This window comes from Sphingobacterium daejeonense, from assembly GCF_901472535.1.
Classification (GTDB): domain Bacteria; phylum Bacteroidota; class Bacteroidia; order Sphingobacteriales; family Sphingobacteriaceae; genus Sphingobacterium; species Sphingobacterium daejeonense.
Genome location: NZ_LR590470.1, coordinates 629,834 through 652,212, shown reverse-complemented (window position 1 = coordinate 652,212; position 22,379 = coordinate 629,834). Strand labels below are relative to the sequence as shown.

Sequence of the window (22,379 nt, the reverse complement as noted above, 5' to 3'; positions counted from 1 at the left end):
AGAGTTTAAAATTGTGTATTTTTGTAAAAGTAAATTTTAGAGGAATTCAATATGGCTTCAGATAATTTTGACAGCTGTGGCTCCGGTTACTTTGACCGAAGGCGCATTAAGTGAACTAAACAAACTGATCGACCAACAAGAGATAAGTGAAGATTTCGGTCTTCGTATTGGTGTTGAAGGTGGTGGTTGTTCGGGAATGAGCTACATTTTGGGGTTCGACCAAAAGAAGGACGGCGATACAGAATATAATATTCAGGGCATCCGTGTTTTCATGAACAAAGCTCATGGTCTATATTTAGCTGGGATGGAGATTGACTTCAAGAATGGCTTGGATGCTCGCGGATTTACGTTCAACAATCCAAATGCTACAAGTACATGCGGTTGCGGAAGCAGCTTCTCAGCATAAAGAAAATGCCGAAAAAAGGACTCGCCATGCGAATGACGATTAGTTTCGCGAGTGAGATCACCCAAAAATCTGTTGTTTAATTTTTTCTCCGGCGGAGAAGACTATCGAAACAGTCAAAATGGCGAAGCCTTTTTATAAACTAGATGTGAGATATGAGATGTGAGAAATGAGATATTAAAACGGATATGAGATGTGAGATGTGAGAAGTGAGATATTAAAACGGATATGAGATGTGAGATGTGAGAAGTGAGAATTATATTTAATACCCCTCATGTTTTTTATCACTTTACTAAAATCTCAAATCCCAAATCTCAAATCCTTAAAATCATATCCCTTTCTGACACCCTTCCTATCGCAAATCGCATATCTCATATCTCAAATCGCCTATTGGCACCCTTCCTATCGCAAATCTCAAATCTCATATCTCAAATCGCCTATTGGCACCCTTCCTATCGCAAATCTCATATCTCACATCCCATATCCAATATTCAAACTTTTTCACTAAATTAGCGACCTTTAAAAAACAGAATTAGATTACGTGATGTATAAGGAATATAAGCAGTTAAATCTTTCAGAAATCGGCAAGGAAGTATTAAAACGTTGGAGACCAATGACATCTTTGCGAAGAGTATATCCAATCGACCAGCAAGCAAACCGTATACTTTTTATGAAGGTCCTCCTTCGGCAAATGGTATGCCTGGTATCCACCATGTTATGGCTAGGACGATCAAGGATATTTTCTGCCGTTATAAGACTTTAAAAGGATATCAAGTTAAACGTAAAGGTGGTTGGGATACGCATGGATTGCCAATTGAGCTTGCGGTTGAGAAAACTTTGGGAATCACGAAAGAAGATATTGGGAAGAAAATTTCTGTTGAAGAGTATAATGATGCCTGCCGCAAGGAAGTCATGAAATATACAGATGTATGGAATGACCTAACTCAAAAAATGGGCTATTGGGTAGATCTTGAGCACCCTTATATCACTTATCAAAACGAATACATCGAAACATTATGGTTCTTGTTGAAAGACCTATATAAAAAAGGGCTTTTATACAAAGGCTATACCATCCAACCTTTCTCTCCTGCTGCAGGAACTGGATTAAGTTCGCACGAACTGAACCAACCCGGCACGTACAAGGATGTGAAGGACACCACTATCGTTGCTGAGTTCCGCTTGGACAAACAACAAATCCATCCTATGATGGAGCGATTGGTAGAAAATGCGGATGAAGATGTTGTATTCCTTGCTTGGACTACTACTCCATGGACTCTACCTGGAAATAGTGCATTGACTGTCGGCAAGAATATAGATTATGTAAAAATAAAAACCTTCAACCAATATACTGGAACAGCTGTTTCAGTGATTTTGGCCAAAAACTTGATTTCAAAACATTTTAAATCAGATGGACAGCAGGTTTCCTTCCAAGATTATAAGTTTGGTGATAAATTAATCCCTTGGGAAATCGTTGAAGAATTCAAAGGTTCAGAAATTGAAGGATTACGTTATCATCAATTATTACCATATGTAACTTCAGAAGGAATTATTGGAGAAAGCATTCCGAGTGATCTTGGGTGACTTCGTAACGACTGAAGATGGTACAGGTATCGTTCATACCTCGCCTACTTATGGTGCGGATGACTTTAGAGTAGCTAAGGAAAACGGTATTCCTTCCATCATGGTAAAAGATGAAAATGGCAAGGAAGTTCCTACAGTAGACCGCACAGGTCGTTTTGTAAAGGAAATCACTGATTTTGCAGGACGTTTTGTAAAAGAGGAATACTACTCGGATGAAGAACGTGCTGATAAAGATTTCCGTCCTACAGATGTTTTGATAGCTATCAAATTAAAAGAGGAAAATAAGGCATTTGATGTCAAGAAATATGAGCACACCTACCCTCATTGTTGGCGTACTGACAAACCGGTATTATATTATCCATTGGATAGCTGGTTTATCAAGACGACTGCTGTAAAAGATGAGATGGTTGCTTTGAATAAAACCATCAACTGGAAACCTGAAGCTACAGGTACCGGTCGTTTTGGAAATTGGCTGGAAAACTTAGTTGACTGGAACCTATCACGTTCTCGTTACTGGGGTACACCATTACCTATCTGGAGAAGCGAAGATGAAAATGAAGAGATCTGTATCGGTTCTATGCCGGAATTGAAATCTTATTTGGAGGCTTCCGTAAATTCAGATGTCCTTTCTGCAGAGGAAAAAGCAACCAATCAATCTTATTTGGACAAATTTGGTACTGATCAATTGGATTTACATAGACCTTATGTAGATGATATTGTTTTGGTTTCGGAAGGTGGTCAGAAACTATTCCGCGAGCCAGATTTGATTGATGTGTGGTTTGATTCAGGCGCTATGCCATATGCACAGTGGGGTTTAGATTACGATAAACTGGAAAAAGGAGAAGCATTACCGTTTAAAGAGGAGTATTTTTCAGCTTTCCCTGCAGACTTTATCGCTGAGGGGGTTGACCAAACTCGTGGTTGGTTCTTTACCTTGCATGCTATTTCAACGATGGTCCGTGGCTCCGTTGCCTTCAAGAACGTTGTTTCAAATGGTTTGGTATTGGACAAAAACGGCAACAAGATGTCAAAACGTCTTGGAAACGGCGTTGATCCATTCGCTACCATCGAACAATATTCTGCAGATGCCACTCGCTGGTATATGATCAGCAACGCTGCTCCTTGGGATAATTTGAAATTCAATGTCGAAGGATTGGATGAAGTTCGTCGTAAATTCTTTGGAACATTATATAATACCTATGCATTCTTTGCATTGTATGCTAACATCGATAAGTTTAGCTATGCTGAACCAGAAATCCCTATCAATCAACGTCCAGAAATTGACCGTTGGATTATCTCTTTGTTGAACAGTTTGAGCAAAGAGGTAGATGAATATTATGCGGATTATGAACCTACGAAAGCAGCTCGAGCAATTCAGAGTTTTGTAGACGAGCATTTGAGTAACTGGTATGTTCGTTTATGTCGCAGACGTTTCTGGAAAGGTGAATATACGGAGGACAAAATCTCAGCTTATCAAACATTATATACCTGTTTAGATACTGTTGCTAAATTAATTGCTCCAATTTCACCATTCTTTGCAGACCAGCTTTATCTAGACTTAAATGCTGCAACTGGCAAAGAGTCTTTTGAATCGGTTCACTTGGCAGATTATCCAGCATATCATGCTGAGTTAGTAGACAAGGAATTAGAAGAACGTATGGCATTGGCTCAAGATATTTCATCATTGACACTTTCTTTAAGAAAGAAAACAGGTATCAATGTAAGACAACCATTGAGCAAAATATTGGTTCCAGTATTGGACAGTTCTTTCCAATCTAAGGTTGAGAAAGTAAAAGATTTGATTTTATCTGAAACAAATATCAAGGATATTGAATTTATTACTGACACTACAGGAATTATCAAGAAAAAGGTAAAACCAAACTTCAAAGCCCTTGGTGCCAAGGTTGGTAAGGACATGAAGGTTGTGGCAGCCGCGATCCAAGGCTTGAGTGGTTCGGAGATCCAGGAATTGGAAAACGTGGGTTCGATCAAGTTAAATGGCACGGAATATGTAATCAGCAGTGAAGATGTCGAAATTATCGCAGAAGATGTTGAGGGTTGGCAGGTTGCGAATTTAGGAAAATTAACAGTAGCATTGGATGTTCATATTTCGTCAGAGTTAAAGGCGGAGGGTATTGCTAGAGAGCTAATTAACCGCATTCAAAACCTTCGAAAAGAGAAGGGATTTGAAGTAACTGACCGAATAAAAAGTAACCTTAAGTCAAAATACTGAAATTCAACAAGCTGTAGATAATAATTTCTCGTATATTTGTACGGAAATTTTGGCCGACAGTCTCAATTTCGATGGTGGACTGGCAAATGGAGATGCCATCGATATTGACGGAGAGAATTTATTGCTATCAATAGAAAAAATTTAAAGTATGGGAAACACAGAGAAAACAAGGTACAGTGATGCTGAATTACAAGAGTTTAAAGCAATAATTCTTGAGAAGTTGCGCATAGCTAGAGAAGAGCTAACTTCTTTAACTACTTCTTTAAGCAATAGCAATGCGAATGGAACTGATGATACAGCAGGTACTTACAAAACATTAGAAGACGGTTCAGCGACATTGGAGAAAGAACAAATCAACCAATTAGCTGCACGCCAAAAGAAATTCATTGACAATCTTGAAGCTGCTTTAGTGCGTATTGAAAACAAGACTTACGGGATCTGTAGAGAAACCGGAAAGTTGATTCAAAAGGAAAGATTAAAAGCAGTACCTCATACGACATTGAGTATCGAGGCAAAAAACAAACAATATTAAGCAAAAGATTAACTGAATGGTCTTTGCACTAAAAAGCAAAGACCATTTTTATGCGATATGAAAGGATATACGAAGCCAATTTTACTAATTGTTATCATCTTACTAGTAGATCAAATCTCAAAGTTCTGGGTTAAATTAAATATGACCATAGGTCAGGATTTTAAAGTATTGGGTGATAAGTTTTTAATCCATTTTATTGAAAATCCAGGCATGGCATATGGGATGGAATTCGGCGGTGAATATGGCAAATTATTTCTTAGTGTGTTTCGTATCATTGCAGTTGTAGGTATTGGCTATGGTTTGCACTACATGGTCAAGAACAAATACAACCGAGGTTTTATCCTGAATGTGGCTTTAATTTTTGCTGGTGCTTTAGGTAATATTATCGACAGTGCTTTTTATGGTATGATCTTTAGTGGAGAGTACTCCATTCTCCAAGGCTGTTTTATTCCCTGAAGGTGGCGGATATGCATCTTTCCTACATGGCAAAGTAGTGGATATGCTTTATTTTCCATTATTGAGTGGCACCTTTCCTACTTGGTTCCCGATTTGGGGCGATGAAGATTTTCTGTTCTTCCGTCCTGTTTTTAACATCGCAGACTCTGCAATTTCTGTCGGTGTATTTTTAATCTTGATCTTCCAAAAAAAGATATTTTAAAGAGGAACATGATGAAAAAACGAATGTTAACAGCGAGATAGTCGAAGATTAGCTTTATCCGTATATTTGGACATGACAAATTTCCGAATATTTATCTCCATAACATGGCTGCTTTTTGATATTGGCTTCGCCAATGTGCTCTATAGGGCAGGTAAATCCCAAAAAATTTAAAAAAACACATAAAGTATTTGTCGACTGACAAGATGCTGGGCAGAGAAACCGGCATGAAGGGATCGTCCAAAGCGGCCGATTACGTTGAGAAATACTTTAAAAAATATAAACTTGAACCTAAAGGTGAAAATGGCTATAGGCAGAACTTCACAGCAAAAGTAACTCGCGTAAAAGTTGACAATCCTGAGAGAAAATCTGATAACATCATTGGATTCTTGGACAACAATGCTCCATATACCATTGTTATCGGTGCACATTATGACCATCTTGGCACTGGTCATATCGGTGGTTCCAGAGATTCTTTGGGCGTAGGAAAAATCCACAACGGTGCCGACGACAATGCATCAGGAGTGGCCGGTTTGTTAGAGTTAGCTCGTCATTATTCCAGCAATGATGTAAAAGAGCCCTATAATATGTTGTTTATCGGCTTTGGCGCCGAAGAATTAGGGTTGTTAGGGTCAAAATATTTCACTGAAAATCCAACTGTTTCCTTAGACTCTATTCAATGGATGTTGAATATGGATATGATTGGAAGATATAATCCTGAGAATGGATTGGCCGTTATTGGATATGGAACCAGCTCTGCATTTCCAAAGATTTTCGAAGGAATTACCAGCTCTATTAAATTCAACAAAAGTAAAGATGGAAACGGAGGGTCTGACCAGACCTCCTTTTATAAAAAGAATATTCCAGTTCTATTTTTTCATACAGGTGGTCATGATGATTATCACAAACCTTCTGATGATGAAGACAAAATTGATTATAAGGCCATGGAGGCTATTCTTAAGCTAGAAATAGATGTTCTAGACAATTCGATGAAACAACCGAAAATGGATTTCCAATGGACAAATTAATGAATCAAAAAAATCGAGTTCTACTGACTGGTTCTAATGGCTTTTTAGGACAGAAATTTACTGATTTGGTTCTTCAACGGAAAAACATTGAACTCTGCTGTACTTCCAATTCTGAAAACCGAAATCCAAATAATATAGGATACGAGTTTATAAAATTGGATTTATTGGACTTCGAAGGATTAGAACGTTTAATCCACAGGTTTCAACCAACCCATATTGTCCATACTGCTGCAATGACAAGTGTAGAAGCTTGTGAAATGGATCCTGTTTACTGTCAAGAATTGAATGTACATGTTGTTTCGAAAATAGCTGCACTATGTAAACAGGAGGATATTCACTTGACCTTTCTCTCCACGGACTTTGTGTTTGACGGCGAAAACGGCCCCTATGACGAACTATCTGCCACCAACCCAAGGAATGCCTATGGTCAGAGCAAATTGGACGCTGAACAAGCCGTAATCGAATCTGGCTGTCGGGCAACTATATTGCGAACCATATTGGTTTACGGAATTATTGCTGATAAAAACCGTTCAAATTTAGTTTTATGGGCAAAGTCTAAGTTGGAGAACAAGGAGGCTATAAAGGTTGTTTCAGACCAATGGAGAATGCCTACATGGGTAGATGACCTTGCCATGGCTTGTCTACTTTCTATTGATAAAAATGCTGAAGGTATTTATCATATTTCAAGCGACAAGATGTATACCATATTAGAGGCTGTTGAAGAATTAGCAGATTACTGGAATTTTGACAAATCATTGATCAGTGCTATCAGTGCCGCAGAAATTGGACAAGCAGAAAACAGACCGCGAAAAACAGGTTTTATTCTAGATAAAGCAAAAAAGGATTTAGGATTTACACCTACTCCATTTAAAACAACATTAGCCGCTATCGAACAACAATTTAAATACTTTAGAAAATAATTATGCAAGATAAATACGCAAGGGAGTCCTATACGGAGATGAATGAATTGGTTCTTCCCAATGATACAAATACCTTTGGCAATCTAATGGGTGGAAGACTATTGTATTGGATGGATATCTGTTCGGCAATGGCCGCTCAAAAACATTGCAACAATCAAGTTGTCACAGTTTCTGTTGACAATGTTTCCTTTAAACGTTCGATAAAATTGGGTGAGGTTGTTACCATTGAGGCACAAGTGACCCGAGCATTTAATACTTCTGTAGAAGTCAGAATGGAAATTTTTGCTCAGAATCTTCCTCAAGGAACTAAAGTTAAGTCTAACGAGGCTTACTATACATTTGTTTCCATTGATGAAGAAAATAAGCCAAAACCTATTCCAAAATTGATCCCGGAATCCGACAAAGAAAAGACTTTGTATGATGAAGCTATGCAACGCAGGGAATTGCGTTTACTGTTAGCAGGAAAATTAAAACCTGAAAATGCAACGGAGATCAAAAATCTAGTTAATTTATTTGAGCATAAATCTTAAAAATATACAACACATAGCATATCCCGGTCTAAGTATCTGGATATGCTGTTTTAGAGGTTGATGGCAAAGTAATAATAACTTTGGTAACAAAGTCAGAACCTTTTGCTTCCTTAACAATCTCTAATGAAGCGACTTGATTTGATGAGTTGCTATTTATAATATTAATTCTTTCCTGCACACCTTTTATTCCGAAAGAACTCTGCTTAAAAGAAGTAGATTTATATTTCGCTTGAGGACTAAAGCCAACTCCATTGTCCAATATCTGTATAATAATTTTTTCTTTGACCTCGTTCATTTTAATTTTTATCAAGCCCCTTCTTCCTTGGAGATGCCTAACACCATGATGTACGGCATTTTCAACTAATGGTTGAATTAGCATGGAAGGTATGGATTTGTTATCGTCCAGAAGGGCTTGCTGAATCTCCAATTCAAATTCAAATGCTTGATTGAACCGTTCTTGTTCCAATTCAAGATATAGTTTTAATAATTCAATCTCAGATTTTAGACTAACGGTGGAGTACTGTGAATTTTCAAGTACGAGGCGGCTAATCTTAGCGAATTTCTGAATTAAATCACTTGCACTTTTACTATCTTTTTCGACCACATAGGCTTCAATGGAATTTAAAACATTGAATATAAAATGAGGATTCATTTGAGAGCGGACTGCTTTTAGCTCACTCTCAAAAAGTTTTTGTTTATAATCATTCTCCAATCGCTCTTGTTTTTCTTTTTCAATTGCTGCAGCTTGTTCTTTGATCTTCGTAGCATTTCTCGTCAGTTCATCTTTCAATTTTAAATTATAATCTGCCTGCAGTTTATTTATTTTTTTATGCTCTTTAATCCTGTAGAAGTAGAATAAGCTGATAGCCGACACAAAAAGCAGAATAAAGAATATTTTAAACCAAATGGTTGCATACCAATGTGAGGCTAATTCTAAATCTATTTTTTTGATATGTGGAGACCAATTTCCAAATTGATCCCGCACCTTGACCATAAAAATATATTTTCCACCTTCCAGATTATTATAAAACAGCAATTTGCCTCGGAAGAACCTTTGATCCAGTCTTTATCAAAACCTTCTAATTTATATTCAAATTTAAGGTCATGTTCAATGATTTGTTCGGCAGAAGAATAATGAAAGGTGATATTATTGTCATCTGGAGCAAGCTTTATTTTTTCCTTTAGCAATTCATTACTTCTGTCTTGATGATAGACCGAGAAGCTATTAACCAATATTTTGATATTTGGGGCTTTATCTGCATAAAAGGCTGGTAAAGCACCAACTACCAAACCCCTTATTCGTGCACCAAAACTAAGGTATTATCAGCGATATAGAAACTATAAGTTTTGAATTCTTCTGGAGGATAAACACCTGCTGCTTTATTTAGATGCAGGAAGATTTTAGAATCAGGATCAAAAACCATAGTACCATCCAATGCTTTTATCCAAAACATATTATTTCGATCTTCCGTTAGTCTCACAGGAAATAACCATGGATGGGAACTATTATCTGGGTATTGAATAAAATCATATTGATTATCATGACCTTTTATTTCAGCAATCCCAGAATTTGAATTGCTATACCAGAATCTCTTTTTTGAATCCAAAAAAAATGTTAACACGGTATTGGATTGAATACTTTTGATGTCTTTCCATTGCTGAGTAAATTGTTTAAAGGTTGGATTTTGTTTATTTTCTAACAGCACTAGCCCATATCCATCCATACCTAGCCATATCGATTTATTGGCATCTTGGCCCATTGTGATGATTTTTGGATCTGGAAGACCTTCGTTTACAGAAAATAGTTCAAGAGATTTGGTTAATAGAGAATATTTATACAAACCTCTGTTCCATGAAGCAATCCAAAGTATGGGTTCCGTATTTACGGTATCCAATATAACGGTATTGCAGTCGGCACTCCTAAATTCATTTTCCTCACCAACAATCTCCAATGGTTTTATCAGGTCATAACCTTCCTTAAATTCAAATATACCTTGATCTATGGAAGAAAAATAGATGGCTTCCATCGTTGTTATTCACTTGGCCCAACTTAATTCCAGCTAAAGAAAAATTCGATTTACTAAAGGAAAGATCTGATGAAATCTCTCCAAAACTCTTTTCTGTTCTATACCAAGTTTTATTTTTCCAATCAAAAAGTTCTAGAATTGGATCATTTGATTCAGCAGGAATTAAGTTGTTTATTTTGTTCAATTTCGCTGAATAGAAAAATAGCCCGGATTCAGTTCCGACCCAATATCCATCCTTCACAGGACAGAAAGTATGGACCCTAGAAGGTTTGGGCAATTCGGGCATGAGGTCTTGCCAACTTATAAAATCAATTTTTTTAGCATCAATCTGATAAGTATAGATTCCTTTGGAGACATGACCAATTAAAATTTTGTTTTCTGCTTGCCAAAAAGACATCGCACTAATAAAATTATCATAATAATCTACATTCTTATCCCAATTTAAGATTGCAGTTTTTATATCACTGAAATTATAATCAGCCGATATTAAATCATGATCGTAATATCCGGCATAGAATTTTTCAGGTTGGAACACAAACCCACCGACTCCATTTTCTCCGGTATTTTCAAGATTGAGTTGCTTAGCTGTGTTTTTAATTGGGTTATAACAAATCAACCCATCATACCTTGTTCCCAGCCAAATATTGCCTTGATTATCTTCTTTTATGGTATAAATAGAAAGGTAGTTTTTGGACTTAATACCAGGCATTGGCAATTGTTTAATCTCTCCTGTTTCCGGATTCAGACATTGCAGATCTGTTTCTTGTCCGGAGAAGTAAATCAATCCTGATTTAGAAGCTAATACATCATAGAGGTTGGTTTTAATAAGTCCTACATCACTCACTTTAGCTGAAAAGACACTTAAATTCTCTCCTTTAGGTTTAGTTCTATCATAACAGATTAGTCCCCTGCTATTGGTAGTAATCCAAATTCGATTTTTTTGGTCAATAGCAATGCTTCCGAGATAGTTGGTCAATATCTCGGGATTTTCCTCGAATTTGATATCCCTAAATGTACGGCCATCAAAATATGATAAGCCTCTCTTGCTGGTTATCCATATCAACCCATTACTATCTTCTTCCAATCCTGCAATTTCGTTGCTTGCCAAACCATCTTTTTCTGTAAAATGCAGGAAATTATAGATTCTTTTCTGGGCACTGACCGTCAAGGTGCAACAGATAAGCGCAAAGAAATAATAAATAGCTATCCTCAATCTAAAAGGTTTAAAAAGCTGTAAATAACCTATCCATTAATTGTTTTTTCTTACTTGGGGAAACTTCGATTTCAGAACCATCCATCATTTCAATTGTTCCGCCCTCTCCTTTTTTATATTTAACTATATAATCAAGATTTACAATAACGCTTCTATTTACTCTTAAAAGTTGTGTATGTTCAAATAGTATTTCAAATTCTTTCAGGGTCCTTGAGACTATTATTTTCGAGAGATTGTTTAAAAAGAAGATGCTGTAATTGCTCATTGCCTCTACTTTAAGGATATCATCCTTTTTGACTAGGTGAATCCCTTCGGCGGTCGGTAGAGCAATCCGTGATAAATGTGGGCGATTTTCAATCAAATCTGCCTTTCGTAATTTTTCTTTTTGGACTAATTTCTGTTCTAACTTACTGATCGCTTTTTTCAACTCCTCATTATTTACCGGTTTTAATAAATAATCCAAGGCATTAGCTTTTAATGCATCCAATGTATAGATGTTATAAGCAGTTACAAATATGACTTCAAAAATTGAACTGACCTAGTTTCTCAAGGAATTCAAAACCATTCATAAATGGCATTTCAACATCCAAAAAAAAGGACATCGACCTCTATTTTGGGGATTTCTGATAGAGCTTTTTGTGGATCATTATAAATCGCATCAACCGAGAGGGAATTTTGGAATTCCTGTAACTTATGATGCAACAGATTGCTGCCGCGAATCTCATCGTCTAATATTACAGCCTTTATCATAAGCTCAACAATTGGTTATTAACAGATTAGCTCTATCAAAGTTATATTTAATTTAAGAATAATCATCGAATAATGAGTAAAGAAAGGCGTACAGATATTGAATAAAGGTTTAGGATTAGACAATAAAAAAACTCCCCGATGGGGAGTTTCAATTTCTATTCTGGATTTCCGAGTTCTACGATTCTGTCGAACTCTTCTTTTTTGAGTGGCATAACTGATAACCTGCCTTGCCTGACAAGTGCTATATCTTGCAACAAAGGATCTGCTTTAATGGTCTCCAATGTGACTGGATTTTTGAAAGTTTCTACAGGTGCCAGATCAACAACGACCCAACGTTCATCTTCAGTTGTAGGATCTTGATAGAATTCTTTGACCACTTTTGCCATTCCTACCACTTCTTTACCTTCATTACTATGATAGAAAAGGACCAAATCACCTTTTTTCATGGCTTTAAGGTTATTTCTGGCTTGATAGTTTCGTACACCATCCCAAAAGGTCTCCCCGTCTTTATTAAACTGCTCCCAACTATATTTAAAAGGTTCTGATTTCACTAAAAAGTAATCCATACTTGCTTTTTGGTTGCCAACCTGATGTTGGCAGTTATCGATTCAATTAATTTTGTTGTTCCAAGATTTCCATCTTGTCAGCATAATGCGCACAATAATCACGTAGGTCAGCGATTATTTTTTCAGCCATTGGATCACCACCAGATGACCTTAGGAAAGAGTCTCCCATTGTTTGTAGGGTTTCATAAAAGAAACGTTTCATTTCATCGTAAGGCATATCTTTTGTCCAAAGATCGATTCTCAATGAATTTTTATATTGCGCATCCCAAAGAGCCAAAAACAAAGCTTTCGCTGGAAGTTCTTCTGCCGTCTGCCCGTCTGTAGATGACCATTGAATTGTCTCAGGTACATTCTTATCATCCAACTCAATTTGGAGTTTGATTTCTGCTTTCTTCATATCTTAAAACTGTAATTTTATTAACATTGAAATTATCCCTACCACAAGAATAAAACCTATCTGCATGATCCACAATCGTTGTGTATTTTTAGTCCATAATCGAAACAAGATATCGACAACAATTAGAACTATGGACAAAATAACCAAAGCAGTCCATGAAAAAATTGGTTTTTGATCGGTTCCCATTTCAGAAAATGCCCATACCAATACGCACGCTAGGGTAATATTCAGTGGAGTTAATTTCATCTTTTTTTGCCGGGTTTGCTATTCCCTTTATTAAAGGATTTTGCTTTACCACGGGTTGATTTTTTAGCATTATTAGTCTTCGGGGCATATTTCTTTTCATGAAACGCACCTTTGAAGTCAGGGTTATCTTTTTTCTTTTGATTATCTATTTCCCTATCTATTGCCTGTTTTTCATCAAAAGGTGTTTTTTCAACAAACACATCTTCAGGAAGTTCTTTCACAGGAATAGACTGCCTAATTAATTTTTCAATCTTGGCCACATAATATTCTTCCGCCGGATTACAGAATGTGATTGCATCCCCCGTTTGGAACGCTCTGCCTGTTCTACCTATGCGGTGTACATAATCTTCGATAACGATGGGTACATCAAAATTGATGACATGACTTACTTGAGAAACATCCAGTCCGCGTGCTGCAACATCTGTGGCTACCAAAATTCTCACTTCTCCATCCTTAAATGCGTTTATTGAATTAATCCGTGTATTCTGTCCTTTATTTGCATGGATTACACGTACCTCATCAGGACCATATTTTCTTTCCAAGAATGAATATATCCGGTCAGCGACGACTTTAGTTTTACAAAAGACGATTATTCTACTGAAGGTTTCATCATCTTTAAACAAATGTTGCAATAAATTGATTTTTGTTTTAAGATTGGGCACATGATAGAGTTCTTGAGTCACTGTTTGTGCGGGAGTTGCCTGTTCTGTTACTTCAATGACCGTAGGGAATGCCAGGAAATCACCAGCTATTTTTCTCACCAATTCACTCATTGTTGCCGAGAAGAGTAGATTTTGTCTTTTTCGAGGTACTATCTCAAGGACACGGTGGATTTTTCCTATAAATCCCATGTCCATCATTTTATCGGCTTCATCCAGAACTAAGAATTTCAAGCTTTTTACATTGATATCCCCTTCCAAGTACAAATCTAGGAACCTTCCAGGTGTTGCCACAATAATATCACAACCTTTTGCCAATTGTTCTTTTTGGGTTTTAGGTCCCAGACCGCCATATAGTAGGACTGTTCTAAGATCTAGATAAGTTGAGAATAATTTGATATGCTCTTCGATCTGCATCGCAAGTTCACGCGTTGGGCTCAAGATCAATGCCCTAGGGTCATTCCCTTGAGCATATTTGAGCTTCATCAACATGGGAAGAACAAATGCCGCTGTTTTACCTGTCCCGGTCTGTGCAATACCCATCACATCCTGTCCTGCCAGTATTGGAGTAATCGCCTTTTGCTGGATTTCAGTAGGAATTGTATAACCTGCTTCGGTTATCGCATTTAGGATTTGCTTGTTAAATTTAAAGTCTTCAAATGACGCCATCTTGGCAAAGATAGTTAAAAGCAAGCATATCCTCTTGAATCAATTCGTGACAAACATTTTGATTTGCGCCTAAATTCAAGCAAATTTGCTTTTACTATTAAAAAGGTTGATATGAAAAAACTATTATTATTATGTGTGCTTACATTAGTTAGTACATTCTCATTTGCAGATGAGGGCATGTGGTTCTTGATGCACTTAAAGCGTCTGAACGAAGCTGACATGCAAAAGAAAGGCTTACAGTTAACTGCTGAAGAAATCTACAGCATCAACAACTCCAGCTTAAAAGATGCTATTGTTCAATTCAATGGCGGTTGTACAGCTGAAATCGTATCGGGTACAGGATTAGTATTTACAAACCATCACTGTGGTTATGGTGCAATCGCAGAATTATCCACACCTGAAAATGACCATTTAACAAATGGTTTTTGGGCGAAAAACTATGCAGAAGAGCTAAAACCGAAATCATTGTTCGTTCGCTTTTTTGTTCGTATGGATGATGTTTCGAAACGCATCTTAGGATTAGTAAATGATAAAATGTCCGAAAAAGAGCGTGAAAAAGTAATCAACCAAGAGATTGCTAAAATCCAACAAGAGAATAGTGAAAACGGGAAATATGTAGTTTCAGTTCGTCCATTCTATAATGGAAATGAATATTACTATTTCGTTTATCAAGATTTCACTGACGTTCGTTTAGTTGGTACCCCTCCAAACAGCATTGGTAAATTTGGTGGTGATACTGACAACTGGGAATGCCACGCCATACGGGTGACTTCTCGATCTTTAGAGTCTATGCTGACAAAGATGGTAACCCTGCAGAGTATTCTAAGGACAATGTTCCGTTAAAACCGAAGAAATTTCTTCCAATAAGCATCAAAGGTTTCCAAGATGGTGATTTTTCTATGATCTTGGGATACCCTGGTCGTACAAACCGTTGGATGAATGCTGGCGGAATTGATCAGAATGTGAATTTTGCTTACCCGGCTTGGGTTGAAGCATCTAAGGTTGGTATGGATGCCATGAAAAAACACATGGATAAAGGACCAAGCTGTGAAGATTAATTATGCTTCAAAATATTCAGGTGTAGCAAACTACTGGAAAAACAGACAGGGGATGATCGATGCCCTTAAAAAGCATAAAACAGCAGCTGCAAAACGCAAGCAGGAGAAGAAATTCAACAAATGGGCAAACCGTGCTGAAAATAAAGAAAAGTATGGTCAAGTTTTAGCAGTCATCAACGATTATTATGCTAAGACCAATGAGGATGCTAGACATGACAATTACCTAATGGGAATGTTACGTTCATCCACATTTGCTGCTATGCCAGCTTCTCTAGGTGCAGGTTTAAAACAATACGCACAGGAGAACGAGGCTAAACGCAAAGAAATGGCTCCTCGTCTTGAAGCTTTTATCAATGACAACTATGAGAAGGCTTATATGCCTTTGGAAGTAGATGTTTTGGCAGACGAATTAAATCTATATGCCGCAAAAGGAGGTGAAATCGCTCCTTATGTTCGTGAAATGGCGAGCAAGAATTCAGGAAACTTTCAGTCTGATATTCAGTCGGCATTTGACAATAGTGTTTTCGGATCAAAAGAAAAATTGGCTGCCTATCTAAAGAATCCTGATGCAAAAGTGATTGATGAAGATCCACTTTTCAAATTATCATCAGCATTGATGGCTAAGTATCGTGAGACATCTCCTGAAACAGAAAAATTGAACGATGAGTTCTTAACAGCATCTCGCAAATACATTGCAGGGGTATTAGAAATGGATCCTAAAGGCAAGTATTATCCAGATGCTAACTCTACATTACGCTTAACTTATGGCACAATTAGAGCATTGCCTAAAGATAAACGCAATGATGCTAAGGAAAATTTTTACACAACATTAAAAGGTACAATTGCGAAATACAAACCGGGAGATGAAGAGTTTGATTTACCTAAAAAATTAATGGAACTATATGAAAACAAGGATTATGGGCGTTATGCTGATAAGAATGGTTATCTACCAGTTAACTTTTTGAGTGATCAGGATATTACTGGTGGTAACTCGGGTTCACCAGTTTTAAATGGAAAAGGCGAATTAATTGGCTTGGCTTTTGATGGAAACATTGAAGCAATGGCTGGAGACGTGATTTTTGATCCTAAGTTGCAACGTACAATTTCGGTTGATATCCGATATGTTCTTTTCATAATTGACAAGTTTGCGGGTGCTCAAAACATCATCGACGAATTGCAAATAGTAGAGTAGATGCCACAAAAAAGGCGTTTATAAGACAAAAAAAGATTTTTAAAATTCGGATTGTTTGCATTCCTTTTGTATATTTATGATATATTAGAGAATTAATTAAGAAAAACTAAAATTATATTAATTAAAAAATGGAAAACTACACTAAATTAAAAGAGCTAGTAGCTTCAATCGAAGCTGACGCAGAAAAATTCTTCAATAACGGAAACTCTGCTGCAGGAACACGTGTTCGTAAAGGGTTACAAGAAATCAAAACTTTAGCTCAAGAAATTCGTAACGAAGTTACTTCAAAGAAAAACGATTCTAAGAAATAATTCGAAGAATTAAAGCATAAAATCCCGATCATCTAATGGTCGGGATTTTTTGTTTTAATAGGGTTTTCAATATTTGATAAAAAGAAAAGGAGCCGAAAAAATCGACTCCTCTGATCATCATTAATTTGAATTACTCAATAAAACCTTGATTTCTACAAGAATATAGCTGCCATAATCAACCCAAATTGTTTGTCGGTCATCCAACGGCCAAATATTTCCTTCATCCTATCTTTGGTCTGTTGCCTTGTATACACATCAGCCTTCTTTTTGAAAATATTTGAATCTACAGTTGTCGCTGTCATTTCCACCTTCGTTGCATAAATATTGAAATGTTGCTCAGGAACAACCAGTCCCAAGATCATTCCTGGCAAGCCATGAACGGTACTTGGCGCTCCTGGGGTTGGAATTTGGTCTGTGTAGAAAGCAACCACATAAACGGAGTCCAATGTAACCCCATTAGCCCTTCTACAATCGTATCCGGCAATGTTGCGGTACTCATTGGTGATTTTCCACTTTACGTTTGTCAGGGAGTCTTTAATGTTGATCTGGGATCCTCCCATTTCCATCGTCAATAACGACTCATTTTTATCGAAGTTCTGGTACAATTTTGCTCCATAATCCAATAATCCCATTCTCAATAAATTGGAAACCATTTGCGGTTGATCTTTTTCTACTGGTTCCACACTAATTGCATCAGCATTGAAGTTCAATTTTTTGGTCAACACGGCAGTTTCAGGAACCTTAGACATCATTTCCTCAAAATATTTTTTGGAAAAATCACCGTCTTTTAATGTTTGAATGTGCCTGCGCATTAAGTTCTTAACGTGAACTGTTTTGTCATATGTAATACTACCTTGTTCTGGAAAGAATGCATACTGTGCATTGGCTATTCCTATGGTTAATATTACTAGTATTATCGTCGATATAAAGTTTTTCATTTTCATAATTATTCCGCTCCTTTCATTGATGTAAATTCCCAAGTTAATCTCAACATATAGTATCTGGAGATATTATTGAATCGCTGTTGAGTAATAGCTTGTCCGCTTTGACTTCTGCTAAATCCAACATTCTGATTGAAAACATCATTGACATAGAAATTTGCTATCAATGATTCGTTCTTTAAGAATTTCTTCTGAATTCCTGGCGAGAACTTGAATCTGCTGAAATCGGTTGGCAACGATTTTGTTGCTGCCTCATATTCAAAGTCAATTTCACCCGTCAACTGAATTTTTGCAGGCAGGTTGTAGGTATATCTACCCCAAGAACCAAAGGTAAAACCTTCTGAATTCAACTCAGGATTTAATGTAGTTTTTAGCACTCTGTATCCCGGAGTAAAGTTGATATAAAAATCGAATCCTTTCGTTGTACTTTTTTGAAATCCGATTTGCCCATCAATATTATAACTCACGTTTTTATTGTCGCTAAAATCAAGGATGTTTGCAGGATCTGATTCGTCTTTAATTCTGTTATAATAATTATTCAAACTAGCATTTGCTCCTAAATCCATTTTAATTTGAAGTTTTTTGATCAATGTGAAATTGTATCCTGAATATAAATACCCATTAACCATTGGCTTATCAGAATTGACATAATACAATTCTCTTCTTAATCCTGGTTTTATGATAACATCTGTTTGGATGGCATCTAAGGTTTGCGTCAAACCCACTCCTGAGTAGAACCCTTTACCTTTCATCATGTCATACCAATAATAATTTAAATTATAATTGTTGGCCACCGAAGGTTTTAAGCTTTCATTACCAAAATATTGGTTCATTTGATCCTCATTTTGCCTCAATGGTTGTATCTGAAATAATGATGGCAGATTGTTTGACCTATTATAACTTAGATTTAATGACTTAGCTTTGGAGATATTATATCTAAACCTAGCTCTCGGATTATAGGTTAAATAATCTCTGCTTAAGTCTGAGTTTGCAAAATTATTTTTTTGGAACAAGTCGTCATGACGGATATTGTTCGTTAGGTTAAATTCAATCTTTTCAGCTTTATAATTAATCGATAAGTTTGCAGCATTTCTAACCGTATTGAAATTGAAATCATTACTGAACTCTTCATCAAAATCTGTATAGTTTCCAGCATCATTTTTGTTATATGCACTATTTACCGAATGTGCTTTGGAATTAGTGAATTCATATCCTAAGGCTACATTAATTTTCTTCGTAATCGGCTCTGTGTAAGTAGCAGCAGCCATAATCGAACTAGTTTTGCTAGTATTATCTTTAAATTGATCTATTGTATTTTCAGTACCATTTACGACATTCTTTAGTGATGAATTCAAATACATATCAGAATTTGTTTCACCATTATTACCCGTAAATTTCAAATTGATTGACCGACCTTCTTTTGCGAATTTCCTTGTGAAACTGGCATCATAGTTAAAATTTTCATTTGTTGAATTTATCTGTTGATCGCGAATGTCTTCAGATTGCAATTCATTGTTTTTAAAACTTTGCCCTTCACGATGAGTTTCATTTTCATTCTGTACCCTAGAAGCGGCAACACGTAGTGTCAAAGTCGTCAGCGAATCAAATGCAAGGTCATATTTTGTATTGAACCTATGCCCTGTACTTTTGGAGATATCTTGATTATCAGTTTCGGAATTCGACAATCCATCCTGCAAAGGGGTCTGACTGATGGTATTTGTATTCACTTCATTCTGTGCCTGACCAAATTTATAGTTGACATTCAGTTTATGTTTTTTCTCATTCCAAGCATTCATAAAGGAAAGTCCGGACGAAATTGCACGTGGCTGTCCTCTATTTGTATTGCTCAGGAATCCGCCACTACTAGTAATCATAATCCCACCATCATCCGTCATGGTCACATTATCGTTGGCTACACCAAATTTTTCAGCTTCTCTCCAATCTAAATCAGTAGTTCCATCATTGGATGCGATTCCATAAGCTGAAATTTTCATTGATCCTTTAAATTTATTGATAGCTGCTTTTCCGCGATAATATCCTGATTTATCATCGAGGCCACCGCCGCCCTCTAGCAAACCAAACATGCCATTTTTGGCATCTTCTTTTAGCTTGACATTTATGGTTTGAATTCGTTGTCCATCGTCAACGCCAGTTCTCTCAGCTTCTTCAGATTTCTTTTCGAAAACCTGAACTTTATCCACCATATCCGATCGGATATTTCGGGTAACTAATTTAGGATCATCCCCAAAGAATTCTTCACCATCAACAAGTACTTTTTCGACGGTCTTTCCTTGTGCTGTAATCTTACCTGTTGCATCAACTGAAATTCCCGGAAGGACTTTTAACAAGTCTTCAACTTTAGCATTTTTTTCAGTCACGAAACTTGAGGCATCATATTCCACCGTATCCCCTTTGATTACGACAGGTATCTTACCGGTAATCAGTACCTCTTCAATCAAGTTTGCAGCACTCTGCATCGTAATTTCACCTAGATTTTTATCGCCAGACCCTTTGGCTATTTCCTGAAAGAAATCTCCAAATTTAGGATAACTTATAATCAGCAGATAATCTGAGGTGTCGGGATTTGTAATAGTGAATTTACCATCTTGATTTGCTCTGGTAAAGTCTACAAGGATCGAATCTCGTGCATGCAACAGCATGACAGTTGCGTTGGTAAGTTTAGTTTTATCAGTTTCGTCGACTACGGAGCCCGTTATTTTAGTTTGGGCATAAGAGGTCAGTGCTGATAAACCCAATACGAGGCTTAAAATTACTTTGGTTAGTAGTTTCATAAAAAAGTTAAAGTTACAATCAAAAAAGGCTACGCTAAATTATCACTATTGCGAGAATTATCAGTAAATTATTAAGTATTTAACAATCATTTAACTAAATGCTTAATTAAGCCACTTTTATTAGCTGATATTTTCTATTAACATAAGTCGCATATAGAAAGGAAAAGTTACAGCTCTTGTAAAATTTATTTCATTACCTTTGTAAAAACCCTTTTGAAATGCAAAAAAATCAAAGACTATGTAGAAGCAAATAAGGACCGCTTCTTAGAAGAATTATTTGAATTATTGCGCTTTCCATCCGTTAGTGCTGACCCACAGTATAAGGAAGGCGTACTCAATACCGCGCAATTTGTAGCTCAAAAGCTTAAGGATGCTGGCGCAGATAATGTTGAGATTTGCCCTACTGCAGGATATCCTATTGTATATGGCGAAAAGATCATTGATGCTAGTTTGCCAACCGTATTGGTTTATGGACACTATGATGTTCAACCTGCTGATCCTATTGAATTATGGGAAACTCCACCCTTTGAGCCCACAGTTCGCGACGGCAAGATTTATGCTCGCGGATCTGCTGACGACAAAGGTCAGTTTTACATGCATGTGAAGGCATTTGAATATATGATGAAAGAAAATGAATTAGCATGTAATGTTAAATTCATGATCGAAGGTGAAGAAGAAGTAGGTTCTGCGAACCTGGGGATCTTCGTAAATGCCAACAAGGAGCGATTGAAAGCCGATGTTATTGTCATCTCAGACACTTCCATGATCAGTTTGGAAAACCCATCATTGGAAACTGGATTACGTGGATTATCTTATGTTGAGGTTGAAGTGACTGGCCCTAACCGTGATTTGCACTCTGGAGTTTACGGCGGTGCTGTTGCAAACCCTGCAACTATCCTTTCAAAAATGATTGCATCCCTACACGATGAAAATAATCATATTGCTATCCCTGGATTTTACGATGATGTCATTGAGTTAACAGAGGAAGAAAGAAAAGCATTGAATGAGGCTCCATTTGACATCCAAGAGTATGAAAAAAGATCTAGGTGTTGAAGAATTATGGGGAGAAAAAGGATTTTCTACTATCGAACGCACAGGTATTCGCCCTACCTTAGAAGTAAACGGTATTTGGGGTGGTTATATTGGTGAGGGTGCAAAAACAGTTTTGCCTTCGAAAGCATACGCTAAGATTTCGATGCGTTTGGTTCCTAATCAAAATTCCGAGCGTATTACGAAATTGTTCAAGGAGCATTTCGAAAAGATTGCTCCAAAATCAGTAAAAGTAGAAGTAAAACCTCATCACGGTGGTGAACCTGTAGTTACACCTACGGATAGCATCGCTTATAAAGCTGCTGAAAAAGCATTGGAAGATACTTTCAACAAAAAGCCAATTCCAACAAGAGGTGGTGGTTCTATTCCAATCGTTGCTCTTTTCGAAAAAGAACTAGGAATTAAAACTGTCCTTTTAGGTTTTGGCCTTGATTCAGACAATTTACACTCTCCGAATGAGAAATATGGAATCGAAAACTATTTGAAAGGTATTGAAACTATACCTTTATTCCATAAATATTATGCTGAATTGAGCAAATAAATAAAAAAAACAAAAAAGCTTCACAATCGTGGAGCTTTTTTTATTTTTACATCATCGAAAAAGATGTTCACAGGAAAATATGCCG

18 protein-coding genes and 3 pseudogenes are annotated in these 22,379 nt (G+C 36.8%); 12 read left to right on the top strand and 9 right to left on the bottom strand.

Annotated elements, in window-relative coordinates; translation table 11 throughout:
• The first annotated feature begins 67 nt into the window (after positions 1 to 67).
• The 7 genes and pseudogenes from FGL31_RS03095 to FGL31_RS03065 all read left to right on the top strand — a co-directional run bounded on the left by FGL31_RS03095 (position 68) and on the right by FGL31_RS03065 (position 7,882).
• Positions 68 to 406 (top strand): HesB/IscA family protein, encoded by a 339-nt coding sequence (locus FGL31_RS03095; protein WP_394366118.1) that lies wholly within the window; start codon positions 68 to 70, stop codon positions 404 to 406.
• Between the two features lie 541 nt (positions 407 to 947).
• Positions 948 to 4,362, top strand: a pseudogene (gene ileS, locus FGL31_RS03090) (isoleucine--tRNA ligase).
• A 3-nt stretch (positions 4,363 to 4,365) separates the two neighbouring features.
• The gene (locus tag FGL31_RS03085) at positions 4,366 to 4,749 is read left to right on the top strand and encodes a TraR/DksA family transcriptional regulator (RefSeq protein WP_093100778.1); all 384 of its coding nucleotides are present in this window, start codon (positions 4,366 to 4,368) and stop codon (positions 4,747 to 4,749) included.
• 57 nt (positions 4,750 to 4,806) lie between these two features.
• A pseudogene (locus FGL31_RS03080) lies at positions 4,807 to 5,459 on the top strand (lipoprotein signal peptidase).
• Between the two features lie 136 nt (positions 5,460 to 5,595).
• On the top strand, positions 5,596 to 6,432 hold the full coding sequence (locus FGL31_RS03075) for a M20/M25/M40 family metallo-hydrolase (protein ID WP_232046228.1): 837 nt from the start codon (positions 5,596 to 5,598) through the stop codon (positions 6,430 to 6,432).
• Positions 6,420 to 7,352: an SDR family oxidoreductase gene (locus FGL31_RS03070; RefSeq protein WP_232046227.1), complete on the top strand. Its 933-nt coding sequence runs from the start codon at positions 6,420 to 6,422 to the stop codon at positions 7,350 to 7,352. The genes FGL31_RS03075 and FGL31_RS03070 overlap by 13 nt, the downstream gene beginning before the upstream one ends.
• 2 nt (positions 7,353 to 7,354) lie before the next feature.
• Positions 7,355 to 7,882 carry an acyl-CoA thioesterase gene (locus FGL31_RS03065; protein WP_099371984.1) on the top strand — a complete coding sequence of 176 codons (528 nt, stop codon included), beginning with the start codon at positions 7,355 to 7,357 and terminating at the stop codon, positions 7,880 to 7,882.
• Positions 7,883 to 7,910: 28 nt separating this feature from the next.
• Here the strand turns inward: FGL31_RS03065 and FGL31_RS03060 are convergent, their stop codons facing one another.
• The 7 genes from FGL31_RS03060 to FGL31_RS03025 form a co-directional block, all read right to left on the bottom strand.
• Complete coding sequence (locus FGL31_RS03060; RefSeq protein ID WP_138089659.1) at positions 7,911 to 8,876, bottom strand: sensor histidine kinase; 966 nt, start codon at positions 8,874 to 8,876, stop codon at positions 7,911 to 7,913.
• A gap of 301 nt (positions 8,877 to 9,177) precedes the next feature.
• Positions 9,178 to 9,909 carry a ligand-binding sensor domain-containing protein gene (locus FGL31_RS03055; RefSeq protein WP_138089658.1) on the bottom strand — a complete coding sequence of 244 codons (732 nt, stop codon included), beginning with the start codon at positions 9,907 to 9,909 and terminating at the stop codon, positions 9,178 to 9,180.
• The gene (locus tag FGL31_RS03050; protein WP_138089657.1) at positions 9,866 to 11,122 is read right to left on the bottom strand and encodes a ligand-binding sensor domain-containing protein; all 1,257 of its coding nucleotides are present in this window, start codon (positions 11,120 to 11,122) and stop codon (positions 9,866 to 9,868) included. Before FGL31_RS03050 ends, FGL31_RS03055 begins: the two co-directional genes overlap by 44 nt.
• A 10-nt stretch (positions 11,123 to 11,132) precedes the next feature.
• On the bottom strand, positions 11,133 to 11,609 hold the full coding sequence (locus FGL31_RS24415) for a LytR/AlgR family response regulator transcription factor (RefSeq protein ID WP_232046226.1): 477 nt from the start codon (positions 11,607 to 11,609) through the stop codon (positions 11,133 to 11,135).
• A gap of 418 nt (positions 11,610 to 12,027) precedes the next feature.
• On the bottom strand, positions 12,028 to 12,438 hold the full coding sequence (locus FGL31_RS03040) for an EVE domain-containing protein (protein ID WP_138089656.1): 411 nt from the start codon (positions 12,436 to 12,438) through the stop codon (positions 12,028 to 12,030).
• A 46-nt stretch (positions 12,439 to 12,484) separates the two neighbouring features.
• Positions 12,485 to 12,835, bottom strand: a complete 351-nt coding sequence (gene gldC / locus FGL31_RS03035; RefSeq protein ID WP_099371980.1) for a gliding motility protein GldC — start codon at positions 12,833 to 12,835, stop codon at positions 12,485 to 12,487.
• A 242-nt stretch (positions 12,836 to 13,077) separates the two neighbouring features.
• Positions 13,078 to 14,409: a DEAD/DEAH box helicase gene (locus tag FGL31_RS03025; RefSeq protein ID WP_099371978.1), complete on the bottom strand. Its 1,332-nt coding sequence runs from the start codon at positions 14,407 to 14,409 to the stop codon at positions 13,078 to 13,080.
• 111 nt (positions 14,410 to 14,520) lie between these two features.
• Here FGL31_RS03025 and FGL31_RS24410 point away from each other — a divergent pair, with 111 nt between their 5' ends.
• The 4 genes from FGL31_RS24410 (at position 14,521) to FGL31_RS03015 (ending at position 16,970) form a co-directional block, all read left to right on the top strand.
• Complete coding sequence (locus FGL31_RS24410) at positions 14,521 to 15,252, top strand: S46 family peptidase (RefSeq protein ID WP_232046225.1); 732 nt, start codon at positions 14,521 to 14,523, stop codon at positions 15,250 to 15,252.
• On the top strand, positions 15,159 to 15,467 hold the full coding sequence (locus tag FGL31_RS24405) for a S46 family peptidase (RefSeq protein ID WP_232046224.1): 309 nt from the start codon (positions 15,159 to 15,161) through the stop codon (positions 15,465 to 15,467). Before FGL31_RS24410 ends, FGL31_RS24405 begins: the two co-directional genes overlap by 94 nt.
• Positions 15,457 to 16,659 carry a S46 family peptidase gene (locus FGL31_RS24400; protein ID WP_232046223.1) on the top strand — a complete coding sequence of 401 codons (1,203 nt, stop codon included), beginning with the start codon at positions 15,457 to 15,459 and terminating at the stop codon, positions 16,657 to 16,659. The genes FGL31_RS24405 and FGL31_RS24400 overlap by 11 nt, the downstream gene beginning before the upstream one ends.
• A 128-nt stretch (positions 16,660 to 16,787) precedes the next feature.
• Positions 16,788 to 16,970: a BF3379 family histone-like protein gene (locus tag FGL31_RS03015; RefSeq protein WP_099371976.1), complete on the top strand. Its 183-nt coding sequence runs from the start codon at positions 16,788 to 16,790 to the stop codon at positions 16,968 to 16,970.
• A gap of 152 nt (positions 16,971 to 17,122) precedes the next feature.
• Here FGL31_RS03015 and FGL31_RS03010 read toward each other — a convergent pair whose 3' ends face one another.
• Together FGL31_RS03010 and FGL31_RS03005 are read right to left on the bottom strand one after the other, a co-directional pair.
• Positions 17,123 to 17,908: a GLPGLI family protein gene (locus FGL31_RS03010; RefSeq protein WP_171017531.1), complete on the bottom strand. Its 786-nt coding sequence runs from the start codon at positions 17,906 to 17,908 to the stop codon at positions 17,123 to 17,125.
• Between the two features lie 8 nt (positions 17,909 to 17,916).
• On the bottom strand, positions 17,917 to 20,703 hold the full coding sequence (locus FGL31_RS03005; RefSeq protein WP_138089654.1) for a TonB-dependent receptor domain-containing protein: 2,787 nt from the start codon (positions 20,701 to 20,703) through the stop codon (positions 17,917 to 17,919).
• A 213-nt stretch (positions 20,704 to 20,916) separates the two neighbouring features.
• Here FGL31_RS03005 and FGL31_RS03000 point away from each other — a divergent pair.
• Positions 20,917 to 22,294: pseudogene (locus tag FGL31_RS03000) on the top strand (dipeptidase).
• Positions 22,295 to 22,379 lie beyond the last annotated feature (85 nt).

Bases quoted from the DNA above. Each gene is read 5' to 3' on its own strand.
- FGL31_RS03085 (WP_093100778.1), top strand. From the start codon at position 4,366: ATGGGAAACACAGAGAAAACAAGGTACAGTGATGCTGAATTACAAGAG.
- FGL31_RS03070 (WP_232046227.1), top strand. From the start codon at position 6,420: ATGGACAAATTAATGAATCAAAAAAATCGAGTTCTACTGACTGGTTCT.
- FGL31_RS03065 (WP_099371984.1), top strand. From the start codon at position 7,355: ATGCAAGATAAATACGCAAGGGAGTCCTATACGGAGATGAATGAATTG.
- FGL31_RS03060 (WP_138089659.1), bottom strand. From the start codon at position 8,876: ATGGTCAAGGTGCGGGATCAATTTGGAAATTGGTCTCCACATATCAAA.
- FGL31_RS03055 (WP_138089658.1), bottom strand. From the start codon at position 9,909: ATGGAAGCCATCTATTTTTCTTCCATAGATCAAGGTATATTTGAATTT.
- FGL31_RS03040 (WP_138089656.1), bottom strand. From the start codon at position 12,438: ATGGATTACTTTTTAGTGAAATCAGAACCTTTTAAATATAGTTGGGAG.
- gldC (WP_099371980.1), bottom strand. From the start codon at position 12,835: ATGAAGAAAGCAGAAATCAAACTCCAAATTGAGTTGGATGATAAGAAT.
- FGL31_RS03025 (WP_099371978.1), bottom strand. From the start codon at position 14,409: ATGGCGTCATTTGAAGACTTTAAATTTAACAAGCAAATCCTAAATGCG.
- FGL31_RS24410 (WP_232046225.1), top strand. From the start codon at position 14,521: ATGAAAAAACTATTATTATTATGTGTGCTTACATTAGTTAGTACATTC.
- FGL31_RS24405 (WP_232046224.1), top strand. From the start codon at position 15,159: ATGCCACGCCATACGGGTGACTTCTCGATCTTTAGAGTCTATGCTGAC.
- FGL31_RS03015 (WP_099371976.1), top strand. From the start codon at position 16,788: ATGGAAAACTACACTAAATTAAAAGAGCTAGTAGCTTCAATCGAAGCT.
- FGL31_RS03010 (WP_171017531.1), bottom strand. From the start codon at position 17,908: ATGAAAAACTTTATATCGACGATAATACTAGTAATATTAACCATAGGA.
- FGL31_RS03005 (WP_138089654.1), bottom strand. From the start codon at position 20,703: ATGAAACTACTAACCAAAGTAATTTTAAGCCTCGTATTGGGTTTATCA.